This is a genomic window from Pseudocolwellia agarivorans (assembly GCF_002000085.1).
GTDB lineage: Bacteria > Pseudomonadota > Gammaproteobacteria > Enterobacterales > Alteromonadaceae > Pseudocolwellia > Pseudocolwellia agarivorans.
Window position 1 is genome coordinate 1 of the sequence record NZ_MUZU01000011.1, and the last position, 14695, is coordinate 14695.

At 34.1% G+C, this 14695-nt stretch carries 12 protein-coding genes; 1 reads left to right on the plus strand and 11 read right to left on the minus strand.

The annotated features are described in order from the left end of the window. Positions 1–182: 182 nt before the first annotated feature. The 11 genes from B0X80_RS15795 to B0X80_RS15845 form a co-directional block, all read right to left on the minus strand. Complete coding sequence (locus B0X80_RS15795) at positions 183–833, minus strand: DUF2959 domain-containing protein (protein ID WP_076420035.1); 651 nt, start codon at positions 831–833, stop codon at positions 183–185. 164 nt (positions 834–997) lie between these two features. Further along, entirely contained in the window at positions 998–2380 is a 1383-nt protein-coding gene (locus B0X80_RS15800) for a hypothetical protein (protein WP_077342015.1), read from the minus strand. Between the two features lie 118 nt (positions 2381–2498). After that, the gene (locus tag B0X80_RS15805; protein ID WP_077342034.1) at positions 2499–2861 is read right to left on the minus strand and encodes a VOC family protein; all 363 of its coding nucleotides are present in this window, start codon (positions 2859–2861) and stop codon (positions 2499–2501) included. Between the two features lie 7 nt (positions 2862–2868). Beyond that, positions 2869–4080, minus strand: coding sequence for an EAL and HDOD domain-containing protein (locus B0X80_RS15810; protein WP_077342042.1), 1212 nt, complete (start codon positions 4078–4080; stop codon positions 2869–2871). A 67-nt stretch (positions 4081–4147) separates the two neighbouring features. Beyond that, positions 4148–5413 carry an alkaline phosphatase family protein gene (locus tag B0X80_RS15815; protein WP_077342044.1) on the minus strand — a complete coding sequence of 422 codons (1266 nt, stop codon included), beginning with the start codon at positions 5411–5413 and terminating at the stop codon, positions 4148–4150. Between the two features lie 134 nt (positions 5414–5547). Continuing rightward, a complete protein-coding gene (locus B0X80_RS15820; RefSeq protein WP_076420040.1) occupies positions 5548–6105 on the minus strand; it encodes a phosphoribosyltransferase in 558 nt (185 codons plus the stop codon). 419 nt (positions 6106–6524) lie between these two features. Beyond that, a complete protein-coding gene (locus B0X80_RS15825) occupies positions 6525–7715 on the minus strand; it encodes a tetratricopeptide repeat protein (protein WP_077342046.1) in 1191 nt (396 codons plus the stop codon). A 200-nt stretch (positions 7716–7915) separates the two neighbouring features. Further along, on the minus strand, positions 7916–8440 hold the full coding sequence (locus B0X80_RS15830) for a gluconokinase (RefSeq protein WP_175623964.1): 525 nt from the start codon (positions 8438–8440) through the stop codon (positions 7916–7918). 5 nt (positions 8441–8445) lie between these two features. Continuing rightward, positions 8446–10857, minus strand: coding sequence for a GH36-type glycosyl hydrolase domain-containing protein (locus B0X80_RS15835; protein ID WP_077342050.1), 2412 nt, complete (start codon positions 10855–10857; stop codon positions 8446–8448). Between the two features lie 3 nt (positions 10858–10860). Continuing rightward, a complete protein-coding gene (locus B0X80_RS15840; RefSeq protein WP_089024901.1) occupies positions 10861–12225 on the minus strand; it encodes an MFS transporter in 1365 nt (454 codons plus the stop codon). Between the two features lie 146 nt (positions 12226–12371). Beyond that, complete coding sequence (locus tag B0X80_RS15845) at positions 12372–12833, minus strand: hypothetical protein (protein ID WP_077342052.1); 462 nt, start codon at positions 12831–12833, stop codon at positions 12372–12374. Positions 12834–12979: 146 nt separating this feature from the next. Between B0X80_RS15845 and B0X80_RS15850 the strand changes: the two genes are divergently transcribed. Beyond that, positions 12980–14629, plus strand: coding sequence for a protein adenylyltransferase SelO (locus tag B0X80_RS15850; RefSeq protein WP_077342054.1), 1650 nt, complete (start codon positions 12980–12982; stop codon positions 14627–14629). Positions 14630–14695 lie beyond the last annotated feature (66 nt).

Genomic DNA, 14695 nt, shown 5'->3' on the forward strand with positions numbered 1-14695 from the left:
ATTGGAGCCTTTGTTTATCTCAGTTAGCGATTTATTTTGAGGGACGTTTAGACAGCGTGCTCGATATTTAAGAATTTAAGCTGACACAGAATTTTGAACGCCCCCTTAATCATTGATTAATGCTTTTAGAAGTATAGATAGACGTTCTTTACAGTAAGTATTACAGAATGTGATGTGAGGAATTAATTGTCTTGCAATAGATCGATGAATTTCTGAGATTGACTGATTGATTTACTCATTTCATCAACAAGAACTGCAACATCTTTTTGAAGTGTTTTGTATTCACCTTGTAATGCACCTATAGCTCGAGCATTTAAGTTATGTTTTAAATACAGTGTATTGTCTTTCAGCGTAGCTAAAACAGGATCCATTTTACTTTTAGCCTTATACATAGATTTTATTAAAGTACTATATTGGCGTTGAGTACTTTTTAATTTAGCTTGGCTTTGTCTCTTTAAACTCGCGCTACTGTATTGTTCTATTTCATCTTGCCATTCATCAAATAGAGCTTCTGAAACACTTTCGATTGATTCTATTTTACCTGTAACTTCTTCAGCGGCAGCTTTACTAGCTTCATATTGTTCCTCGGTTATTTCGTATTGTTCAGCTAAGTCGCCACCATCAAAAGAAATAAGTGTTGAAAGTTGGTCAAGTGCTGATTTAAATTGCTCTTGCGCTTCTTGTTGAGCCGTTTGAGCGCCTTCAACTCGATCAAGCATAATATCGCGTTTATGCACACCCACTTTTTCCATTGCTGAATAATAGGCTGATTGGCACGCTGTTAAGCTGATAAATAAAAAAGCTAAACCGATATATTTATATAATGTTTTCATTGAAGCTGCCTAGTTAACGATTAATTTTATAGGTAAATCTCATAGTGATATAAAGATTATATCTGTATTTTAACATTATAATGTTAATTTTTTGTAAATTACCAGCTATAAAACATGATAATATGCCTATTTATCACAATGGTTATTGAATAAGTCACTACAATTTATTCAACTTCTGCAAGACTCCCTTCTGATTCTACTGTTTCAATATTAATAATTTTTGAACGATTCATTGTTATTTTTACTCTTTGTAAATAACGCTGTTTCTTACTTTCTTGTACTAATACCATGTTCAGTTGATAGCGTTTTTCGACTCCCTCACTTGATATTTTATTACCTTCTAAACTATACAAACGCCCTTCTCCTTTTCGTAAATAACGAACAAAAGGCGTTAAATTAAAAGTAATTTGATTTTGTATTTCTTCATAGCCAGGTAAAAAAGCTTTAACGGTAACTTTTGAATCACATCTAAAGTGTAAAAGGTGCGCATCTAACTTATTTTGTTGTCTTCTTTTTTGAAAAAGATCATCTACGTCTTTAGGCAGATCGGTATTTTTCATATATTCAAGCCATACGGTTTGAAACGACACTTTTGCTTTAGTTAAGCTGTTAGAAAAAGTATGTCGCCATTTTGGCCTGCCTCTCTGAATCATTCTCCATATTGCACTGGTTAATTCATCTTTAAAGGTTTCACGTACACCATAAATAAAGCCTAAAAAAGCAATTAATACAATAGTTACTTCGGTAAAAGCCGTTCGCGCATTCAGTACAATATACATAACAAATGCCATGATAACTGCGGTTATTGAACCACGAACTAAGCGCTTTAAATTTACATTTAGATGAGTAGTTTTTTTTGAAAACACGACCCCGTACTCGCCTAACCTTTGCAATAATTGCATTTTATTGGTGATTCGATTTGGATCTTCAAGCGTTACCGTTGAGTTATATTTTTTATCAATTCGGTAAGTAGATTCATTTTTACAAAGCTCAAGTAACCTATTTTTTTGCTCTGCATGCTCTGTAGATTTTGGGCTTTTAGACAATAATCTTAAAAATGATTGTTCTGTTTTCCAACTTAAAAAATTATCAATATTCTCAAAATAAGAACTTAGCTTTTTATCTGGTGGTGTATATCGTCTTAATTTTTTAAGTAGCGACTCAGTTTGCTTAGCAACTTCAATAGCCCTTTCATAAAACTCATCAACGTCTGTAATTTTAAGCGTTTGTTTAATGTCTGTTTCTATAGCTACACGTAATTGATAAGAAAAAAGGTTTAAGTTACTACGATAATCGCTTTGTTCACCCTTTTGTTGACTGACAAATCGACTGCGTACTAAAGGCAGGTGTAAATTTTCTGAAAAGTAAGCACTGCTGAATGAAATACTACTATAAAAAAACTGTTCTTCGGTAAGTGTACTTGCGCTAATGCCCATTTCTTCTGGGATTGAAATGTATAAATCTAGTTGTTGAAACTCTTGGGGTAGTAATCTAAAACTAGTTTTTATCGAAAGATTCTCATCTTGAGATAATTTAATTTTTTTCAAATAATATTCCTTTTGATTGCTAGAATGAAAAAAATAAGAATGTTCGAATATTAAAAATAATTAAGAGGTTATAGAAATCACACTTTATATTCATGCTATATAAAATATAAAAGGCGATCTAATCCATGCAAAAAAAGCAAAGTTTATTTCCGTCAAGATCTCTAACATATGCAGCAGGACCTTTAGAACGTGGGCCAGGTAAACCTTCTGATATACCACCTAACTCAATCGCTAGATCATGAAACTCAGCGATCTGTGGTACTGAATCCATCATGAAGCCCAGCATAGCCCCATTACCTGGGCTGGCTTGTTTTTCGTCAAAAGGTTCTGCAATACCAAAAAGAAAACCATCACCTTTGTAAACAACAATTCTCCCATCGGGTATCCACTTTTCAATATTTACTGATTCAAATAAAGCATCGTAAAATTTAACCGATTTACTCATATTGTTAGTACCGATAGTGGTATACATCATTTTCATAACAATATTAACCCGCTAATTGCTGACACCATAAGCTAGCATCAATAAACTCTTGATGTAATGTTTCACTATTAAGCTCATAAGTATGCATTTGTTCAATAATATCTTTATCTTGCCCCGTTATATAGTGAATCGTAAAATCTAATAATTCACCTAATATACCAGAACGGTTAATTAATGCGTCTTCAATAGGTTTAGCTAACGGCATAGTTTTGATGATGTCGCTTATCGGCATGCCAAGTAACACCTCAATAGAACTTAGCAATCCTGTAATAAAGGCATAATCACGTACTGAAGCAAACTTACTATGAGAAGCGATAGACGCCATTAGCTTACCAGTAATTAATGCTTGTTTGGATATTTCATCTGTTTTGTCCGTGGTTAATTTAGATAGAGCAAGTATTGAAACAAACTGCTTCAGTTTTTCTTCACCTAAATAGGCAGTAGCTTGTTTAAGAGACGTAATTTCAACACGTGTACCTGTAGCAACATTGTTTACCATTTTAAGTAAACTAACACTCAAATTTACATCATGGCTTATAATGTCAGCTATGCGCTCATAAACTAATGGGGAATTAAATGTTTCACTCATTAGTTCTAACATTTGAGTTTTAATTGGCGTTAGTGCTTTACCTTCAATAATTTCTGGTTCGTGATAAAAAAAACCTTGGTAGTAATCAAATCCTACTTCAATAAGCGACAGATATTGAAAACGACTTTCAACACGTTCAGCAGATATTTTTACATTAAAAGGCCTTAAACGTTTTACAACGGCAGGCAACTGTTTAGGGTTAACATTTTCTAAGTTAACTTTTAGTAGATAAAGATAAGGAAATAACACATCCCATTCATCACTGAGGTTATATTCTGTTAGTGCTATTTTATAGCCTTTATCAAAATAATATTTAATGATTTTAACAAGCCTTTCCGTCACTTTGTCATGCCCAACAAGTTCGATGACAATCGAGCTTTTATCAAACATTAAAGGGTATTTGTTAATTAAACTTTTTTCAGTAAAGTTTATATAGGCAGGCTTTCCTAAGCTTATGGCTTGAATGCTTCCATGTATGTGATTTTGAATAATTAATTTTGACGTAGCGACATCCAGATCTATTTCTGGAAACTTATTATCAGGACTATCTCTGAATAGTAATTCATATCCAATAGTTTTTGATTGTCGATTAAATATTGCTTGTCGAGCTATATAAGTACTTTGCATGGCATCTAAAAATAAAATAATTAAGATAATATCATTCTATAGCTAAATGACTAACATTAACAATGTATTAGTTAAATTTAACCGAGTTCTCTTCAAAGATAGGTAATAAAATATTTTTATCAGCATCATTATTTTCTGGAAGCTCTAAACCCAAAAGTGAAAGCATCATAGGAAATACATAGATGTTTTCAAAAGGTTCTATAATCAACCCTTTTTTAAAACTAGGGCCATTAGCAATAAAAATGGCATCAAGCTCTGAGGTTAATTTTGGATTATAACCATGGGTAGCATTACCTTTTTCTCTAGGTTTACCAAAAACGTACGGTGGCAATACTTCTAACACCACGTTAGGCATTACCGATGATCGGGTATTAAAATGCCAATGTTTTGGATAGTTAACAAAATCGTAAACATTAACTGATGCTTTTTCTAAAGGTGTTAGCCTACTTTTTATGGTGCTAACCAATGTAGCTTCTTTAGTTTTATCGACTTCAGGTAGGTAAATAAATAATTGAGTTTGTCCATCAACAATACGAACATCTCCCATCCCTTCAAACAGGTGATTGTATAATATTGTCTTGGGCGAAATATTCGTCATGCCATGATCTGAAACTAAAACAATATTTACCTCATAATCCAAGTTATGTTTTAAATTAGTAATAAATTGGCCTAATAGATAATCAAGCTCATCTATCGCTTTTTTCAGCTCCTGTGAACTCGTACCGTAATCATGTCCAGCGCTATCGATTGTTGAAAAATAACCTAATACTAAAGATGGACGTTCATTTACAGGCATTTTTAACCATTCAACAATTTGATTAAAACGTTGTTCATTGGGCGTATTATGTTTATAAGGTTTTACATAAGTAGGTTTATATTCTGTGGTATTTATTTCTGATTCAGGCCAAAAATAAATAGCTGTTTTAATCTCGTTTTGTTCTGCGATTGACCATAACGTAGGACTGCGTAGCCAATTAGGATCCTCTTTACCTAAACCTAATTTATAATTTTTATCTAACGCCCTATTATAAAAACTGTTATGAATAACTCCATGAGTTGCGGGGTAATTACCCGTAACAATAGATATATGATTAGGAAAAGTTTTACTTGGAAATACAGGAGTTAACGACTTAGCTTTAACGCCACCTTCAGCTAGCATTAATATATTTTTTGGTTTGAAGCGTTGTAAATAATCATTTGAAAAACCATCAATCGACAACAATATGGTAGGTGTAAACGAATGTTTTATAGGTGTTTTGTGCGAATCAGTAACAAATAAATAACCAATAAATATAAGTGCACAAACAATAGAAACTAAGAATAAGTTTTTCATAAGAGAGACGTATTACTACTTGTTAAGTATAAATAATGAATAAAAGGATAAAAGAAGAAGATTAAGGTTTTATGATAAACAATCGAATAATAGATGATAGCTAAACAGCCTTAGCTATCATCATTATATGCATTTTATTTTAAAAGATGTGCAATATTCGCTAAATCACTTTTGCCGTTAAGAAGTTCTTCTTCAGTTAACCCAGAAAGCTCGTGTGGAAAAACTAACCATTCATCCGACTCGTGTACATAGTAGTCAGGAACAATATCCACTTTATTATTTTTAGGTTTAAACCAAGGACAAGCCACTCTTACGTCTGTTGGCATATTGTTACGGCTAAGTTTTTTTAATTGTTTGATTAAAGCATCGATACTACGGCCAGAATCAAACACATCATCTACAATAAGTAATCCATCGTCAGCGTTTGCATTTTCAATAATGTAATGAAGACCATGAACTTTAATTTCTTTACTTTGTTTATTGATGCCGTAATAAGATGATGTACGCACAGCAATATGATCAGTTTCAACTTTTTTAAAATCAAAATACTCTTGCACTGCAATACCAATAGGTGCGCCGCCACGCCATATTCCTACTATAAACTGAGGTCTAAAACCATCTTCATAAACTTTAGCGGCAAGCCTAAAAGAATCTTCTAAAAGTTCTTGGGCGGTGATAAATTTTTTTTCCATGGGTATTCATGCCTCTTGGTATCTTGATAATTATTCAGCATTATAACCATTTCTTTACCAAATGGTTAGGTTTTGAATTAAAAGATCGAAATAATTAAGTTTAAAGGTCAATACTATAGTATAAAACCCAATTTATTGAAAAGAGACGATACGACTTTTACAATAAAATGAATACACAAAAAAGGAACAAATAAATTAATGGCTTATTCCAATATTATTTAACCTGAAATCGCCTTGAGAGACATTTAACAAGTTGAAATATAAAAAATAACCTTACCACGCCTTCTAACTTGCTAGTTGTTCTTAATTCAAGGTAAATTTCGCGTCAATACTCCTCTATTACAAGTAAATTTAACGCAGAAGTTAGGAAAAACAACTACTAGAGAAGCATTTATTAAACCGAGTTCAGGTTGTTTAGATTAGTATCTGATTGAAGCCTGATTCAAAAAATTTAACTTTCTATTGTATTCACGTTCAGTATGAATATTTTTATTGTATTTAAGGGCTTTTTTCATCGAAGACTTAGCTAAATCATATTGTTCAGTTTTTAAATAAAGTTTAGCTAAATTGTAATAAAATTCATGAAATCTTGATTCTAGTCTGATGGCTTTTTTTAGGTGAGTAATTGCTGATAAGTGATCACCATTATAATTCGCTTCATTTGACAGTAAGGCGTGATAATGAGGATTATTTAAACGTTTAGTATGTAACTTATTTTGTATATTTAACGCTTCGTGTTTGCGATCTAATCGTTTAAACAATAATGCGAGGTTTTCTAAAGAAGTTAAATCATCAGGGCTCAAACTTAATGCATATTTATAAGCATTCACTGCCAAGTCGTAATGATGATTCATTTTATATAAAACACCTAAATTACCCCAGCCACTATAAAATAAAGGATCAACCTGAGTTGCGGCTTTAAAATAAGCATAAGCTAAGTCGTATTCAGAACGCACAAGCGCTTCTGCACCTTTATTATTATAAAACATGGCGACTATCGTTTTTTTACTGACGATTTTTCGGTCAAAATGTGATTTAGCTGCGCCGGGATCAAAATCAATCTGTAAAATTTCTTTTGACCAAACTTGATCACCAAAGCGGTAAGAAGGTTTATTTATTAGTAAGTTTACATGGCCCATCAATAATTGATGTGTTCCTTTTCTCATCCAGTATTCAGGTACTTGAATATCTTGAAACTTTAACTTCATACCCGCTTTTGTCGCTAAAGCATAAGCCATAATAGTTAACGACATACAGTTTGCTTTTTTACCATGAAAAGCGTCTATCGCTGTTACATTTGCGTCGTTCTCATAAGACATAGCAATATGATTAGATGAAAAAATATATTCTAATAACAGACGAGCTCTTTTCTCATGGTCACGTTCTGGCTTTAAAACATGTTTAACCATGTTCTCCATTTCTTCGTCAATGGCAAACAGCTCTTCTTCTGTTTCTATTTGAAAATTAATCGCCTCAGGATAAGCTTGATCTAAATACAGCTTGTTTGGATTCTTAATATTTTGTTGGTAAGCATTAGTGATACTTTCACAACCAGACAGCAATAAAAGTGAAAGAAAAATAGCATTAAATGATATGGAATGTCTTTTCATGATAATGACTCACGATATTAAAAACATAAATTTAGTATAGGCTACCCCCCACTATTTGTATATTTTCTACTCAACTCCATTTTATTTTCACTTCTACTTAAACAATAAACAACCTCACGTACAAACTTAATTAACAATACATAAAACGACAACTTTAACGTATCGCGTTACCATTAAATAATTAATTAAAAACACTTTAATCAATCCAAGGTTTCCATGCATTTTTCGTAAACATGTTCGAAGTTTCCTGATATATCAATGATTTTTATATCTAATTCATTGGATAATGGACGCTCCAAAGCAATAAATTGACTATGTAATAACAAGGGGTTAAAAAAATGATTTTGTCTTTTATTCAATCTGCCTTTAATCAGGTCCTCTGAACCATCTAAAAACAAAAATTGTATATTGATCTGTAATTGCCTAAAGATATCTCGATGAGATTTGATTAAACCTGAGTAAGAGAGTACACATGAAACATTATTAGCTAATTGTTTTTTTATGTATTGTTGAACAGAAATAACCCAAGGTTCTCGCATTTCATTAGTTAAAGGTTTTCCTAAAGCCATCCATTTTTTTGATTCTTCTGAATGAAAATCGTCAGCCTCTACAAATAAGTACCCTAATTTATCTGCAATTTTTTCTGCAATACTCGATTTACCAGAGCCACTCACTCCCATTACAATAATGAACTGTAATGAGTTTATGTTTGTAGAATTTTTCATAAACTTCATAACCCGTTATCGCTATTTTTTAAAGGAATACTAATGTTAAGCTCATAACACTTACCTTGCTTGATATTTGAAATTATATTATTCGGTAACTTTTCGCCATCTAATTTAATACGCATTTTATTTATGTCTTTTCTTACAATTTTAACGTTGAATTGTGCGCCTAAATATGAACGCGTAATTTCCATTTCATTCCAATGGCTAGGTAATTGAGGATGAATAACCAACTCCCCTTTTACGCCTTTCAAACCACATAATCCCTCAACAATACATCGTTGAAACCATGCCACTGTACCTGTATTAAACAGCTGGCTTGAGCGCCCAGCTTGATCTGGAAATTGTTTGTAAGCACCACGATAGTAATTAGGAATAAAATTAGGTAATTGGCCGCGCTTTTCTACATCATCTAACGATGGGATCATCTTTTTAAGGATACTAAAAGCTTCATCACTCTTATTGATGATATACAAACTATATGCATAAAAAATAGCAGCATGGTTATAAACCGCCCCATTTTCAGAAACACCAGGATGCTTTTGCGTTAAACGACCTACATCGTCACGCATTTTGGTATAACTCGGCGCTAGCATCATGTCACCAAAAGGGGTTGAAAGTTGTTGTTTTACTTCATCTAACATGCAGCAAATTTTATCTTTATTTGCTGCACCACTTAAAATAGACCAAGATTGCGGGTTTAAATAAATACGCCCTTCCACATCCTTTTTAATACCAAACACAACATTATCGTCTGTTATGCCTCTGCCATACCATTTTCCATCCCATAGGTTTAAATTAACAGCTTCATTAATTTCGATAGCTGTTTTTCTATAGTAATCAACTTCATCATGGTCATTCGTGTAAATTTCACATAAGTCAGCCCATGTATTTAATGCATAAGCGGTTGCTAAAGAAAGCCATGCTGACACACCTTTACCTTTGTGTCCTACCATGTTCATAGGATCACACCAATCGCCTTGCTCAATAAAACTTAAACCTCGGTGATCTCTAGCAGCAATTAACGACTCCATAGCTAAATCGATATGTTGTTTAACACTTTGAGTTTTAGCTGAATCAATAAAAGGTATTTGTTGGCTCAACAAACTTTGGTCATTCGTTTCAGATAGGTACACTGACAAACAAATAGGTAACCACACACAATGATCGGTATGAGGAACCTGATTAATATATTTTAACTCCGCATCTGGGTGCAGCAAAATGCCATCAGGCATCACACCACTTGATAGCTGTTGTGATAACGAGGTAATAAACGACTGTTTAGTTAACGACGCGTTTATGTAGCTCATGCCCATATTGTCTTGCAGATAATTACGAGTTTGGGGATCTGTAGATAATCGGTTTACATCACCATGATAAAACACTTGTCTGGGTAACCAATGATTTATTACATGATTAAATTCAGCATCTGGTGATGCTATGTTGATATTACTTTTACCGCTATTTACATAATTTTCATACTGCTTTAGTTCATCAGTAAAGCCATCTTCTATACGGTTCTCTTGCCTAGTCGTAAAAAAGTATTCTTTTATCGCAGCAATATCATCATTTGTTTTAGCAGCACCAAAAATAAGTTTTAATGACTCAGATATTTGAGGCGCTAAATTAAATTGATATTGAAGTACCGCAACAGGCGTTTCATATATAGCCTCTTCTTTAGCTAAGTATTGATTAGCTAAAGCACTAGGGTTATGTAACCCGCCTTCACCTTCGAATACTTTTTGATTAGCCGTCCAACTTATAGGTTTACGGTTTACTATTAAAAAGGTTTTGTCTTTAAATTCTTTCAGCTTTGGATAGTCTTCAACTTTTTGATATGGCGTAACACAAGTCGCAACAATAGCATTTAAAGATGAATCAAACACAGCTGACTGATTAAGCCACGACATATAACCGATAGAAAAATACGGATATACGCTAATATTACGCGCTCGATCACTTAAGTTTTTAATCGCTACCGTCCATAATTCAATCGGTTTATCTACCGTTAAACTTAAAGACAATTGCACTTCAATATCTAGCTTTCTAATGACCCAGTTAATGTTGTGTTTATTCAATACAAAATCAAATGTGTCTAACGAAGCTCTTACCGGTTCGTAAGGTGCTGAAAAAATCTCACCTGTATCTTCGTCTTTAATATAAAAAAAACGCCCGGGATGATGAGAAAAATACGCATGCTCGGGTTGCATAAAGGTTTTAGCTTCCATGTTAGGGGCATACGAGTATTTAGCAGGTTCAGGTTGCATGAATTGCGATATGGCATAACCTCTACAATTCATGTTTATCATCATTTGGCTATTCCATAAAAAACCACTGGCATTAGGTAACTTGGTTGGACTATGTAAAGTAATGCTTTGGCCATCATGAGCAAATGAATAGGTTTTACGATCTGACATTAATTATTTCCCTGCTGATATTTGATTTGATAAGTCGTGTTGAATTTGTTTTTGTTGTTCGTCAGTTAAGGGATAGAAACGAATAGCAACTACGGCAACAATAGCGATAACTCCAGGGATCAAGGTCATCAATAAAACAATACCCTGTTCCGATGCACCCGTTTGGGCTTGATTGGCGATATAGCCCATAGATGCTAAAATCCAACCTATCATGGCACCAGCTATTGCTCCTCCTAACTTTTGTGCAAAAGCAGCAGCAGAAAAAATCATGGCCGTTGCTCTTCGCCCTGTTTTCCATTGTGAATAATCAGCTGTATCTGCGTACATTGAAAAAACCAGAGGTGATTTAGGTCCGAGCGCTAAACCAATAAGTATCTGAAGAGTAAACATTAATTGAATATGATCTTTTGGCACAAAATAAAAACCAACCGATAAAATGGCCACAATCATCATAAGTAAAGTCAGAAGAGATTTTTTATCAAAAAACTTAGTTAATAAAGGCGTAGATGCCGCACCAACCGCTAACGAAAGCATATAAGCAAGAGAGAAACTGCCAATTAAATCTTCTCGCCCAACAAAATACTTAAAGTAAAAAGTACCTGTACTTCCTCTAAGTGAAATTGTCATCATAATAATCAGCGCCAGACAAAATAATACGATCCACGGCTTATTTTTTGTTAGGTCTTTTAAATCTTGTATAACCGGTGTTTTTTGATTAGCTGGAGGTGCTATTCGTTCTTTCGTTGAATAAAAAGAAAAAGAAAATAGCATAGCTGCCAAAATACCATATAGCCCCATGGTTAATTGCCAACCGGTAGTTTCATCACCATTACCTAAATAGCTCACCAACTCAGGCGTTAAAAAAGCAACTAAACTACCACCAGAAAATGCTCCAATAAACCTAAAACTTGTTAGCGTAGTTCGCTCTTGCGTATTACCGGTTACAACACCCAATAAAGCGCCATATGGCACATTAATAAAGGTATATGCCAGCATCATAAAAATATAAGTCGCGTAAGCCCAAACAATTTTACCGCTTTCGTCTAAGTCTGGAACGGTGAAAGTTAACACCCCTGCGGCCGCTAAAGGTAAAATCCCCCAAAGTAAATAAGGTCTAAACTTACCGTATTTAGTTTGTGTTCTATCGGCTAATGCTCCCATAAAAGGATCTGAAAATGCATCCACTAAACGAGTCACCAACATCATAGTACCTACGGCTGCTGCAGGAATACCAAAAACATCGGTATAAAATATAAATAAAAACACATCAAAAACACGCCAATAAAAGTTACTAGCGACATCCCCACATGCATAACCAAGTTTTTCTTTTAATGATAGTTTTTGCTCGGCTAAAGCTTTTGAATTCATTATAATTCCTAGGCTCATTATAAAGTAAAAATAGCGCCACCAACTAAAAATGAAAGCGCTTACATTGCTAAAGAATATAATCCTTCAAGAGTGAAGTCAATGAATGTATAACAAGAAACTAAGGGATAGCGCTAATTATTAGAAAATTACTCTGTTAGCCAATCTAGATAGCAAACAAAAAATTGCTGCCAAAATACCTCACATTTAGATATTTCAATTAATTGCTGTTTTAAATCTTTCAAAATGTCTTGGTCGGTTAAGGTTGAATCATCAGGTACAAATACTTCAGACGTTTGCGCACTTGCAGTTCTCAGCAGTGTTAAACATTCAATAAAGGCATATATAGTTTCAGCTACAGGTACTAGTTCCCAAGTATTGCCATTAAAAACCCCCGTATAAATAACTGCGTCATCACTACTTTTATTGATTAAATAAGGATCACCTAATTCAGTGTCCATTCCAACAACAAACCAAGCATTATTCCATGAGGGATCATCAGTAAACTTTCTTTGTGCTGTCCTCTGCTCTTCTTCTGAGCTAAACAACTGAAAACCTTGAGGACCAAAATAAGTGTGCGTTAATGAACTTTTTTGAATATATCCAAGCAAAATAATTACCTTAAAATGTGATGCCAACAACCTATAGCATAAACTGTATAGGCTAAAACGCTAAACAAATAAATAAAGATCCTTTTATGCAAAGCCAGCTATCAGTTATCATTACCAATACAAAAGCAATGCTATAAAGTGATATTGTGCAAAAACTTAATTTAAACTTCAATAATACCTTTCGAAATAATCTACCTTGTGATCCTATTGAAGAGACTTATCCTCGACAAGTTGAACATGCGGCATATTCTCAAGCAATGCCAATAAACGTAAAACAGCCAAAAACCATTATAGTAGCAACAGAAGTCGCTGAATTGTTTAACTTTACTAACGAATTCATTAATTCAGAAGACTTTGAACAAATCTTTACAGGTAATCAATTAATCGAAGGCATGGAACCTTATGCTATGTGTTATGGCGGTTTTCAGTTTGGTAACTGGGCTGGACAGTTAGGTGATGGTAGAGCGATTAACTTAGGTGAAGTTATTACCGAAAAACATGGTTCTCAAACTCTGCAATTAAAAGGTTCTGGCCCTACCCCTTATTCAAGAACTGCTGATGGTTTTGCCGTTTTACGTTCATCAGTAAGAGAGTTTTTATGCTCTGAAGCTATGTACCATCTTGGCATTCCAACAACGCGCGCATTAAGTTTATGTTTAACAGGAGAACACGTTGTTAGAGACATTATGTACGACGGAAATGCTAAGCCTGAACTCGGCGCTGTAGTTTGCAGAGTATCGCCATCGTTTATGAGATTTGGTTCAATTCAGTTACCTGCAATGCGACGCGACCTTGAGTTATTAACGCAATTAGTTAATTACAGTATTACGCACGACTTCCCTACTTTGCTTGCGCAAAACATAGAGCAAGGTAAAGAGCCCGTTATCGACAAAGACGTTTACCTCGCTTGGTTTGATCAAATTTGTGACACAACCTGTGACTTGGTTGTGCACTGGATGAGAGTTGGCTTTGTTCATGGCGTAATGAATACCGACAACATGTCACTTATTGGAGAAACCATAGATTTTGGTCCATACGGATGGATAGATAACTTCGACTTAAGTTGGACCCCCAATACAACCGACAGCCAAAACAGACGCTACCGTTTTGGCGCGCAAGCCGATGTAAGTTTATGGAATTTATGCCAATTAGCGAATGCTATTATTCCACTTGTAGGGAGTACTGAAGAACTACAAACTAAAGTAGAAAGCTACAGCGCCATGTATGCAAAGAAGTGGTATGAAATGATGATGCAAAAATTAGGATTAACGTCAACGTTACCTCAACCTGAACAACAAACTAAAGAAACAGACATAACCTTATGTAAAAATTTAGAAGCTTTATTAAGCGAAATAGAAACAGATATGACTATTTTCTATCGCTTACTCGCTTCTTACAATTTTAAAGATGCCAATATCAACACACTAACAAAAGACAAATTAATAAAGCACTTCACACCCTGTTATTACGATATAAACCAAGTAACAGATGCTTATATAGAAAAGCTTGCACTATGGATGAACCAATACCAAGAAAGATTTGCTGCCGAAAATTACGATAACACAACACGTGCAATAAAAATGAACCAGGTAAACCCTAAGTTTGTGTTAAGAAATTACTTATCTCAACAAGCGATAGATAAAGCAGAAAATGGTGACTTTAGCGAAATCAAACAGTTACATGCCCTGCTTAAAAATCCTTATGATGAACAACCTGAGTTTGAGCAATACGCAGGTAAACGTCCTGATTGGGCAAAAAACAAAGTGGGTTGCTCAATGTTATCCTGTAGTTCTTAACTTCACTCATTAAAAAACAGCTTAAAAAATACCGTCTAAAAATTCAGAACAACAGATTAATACCTA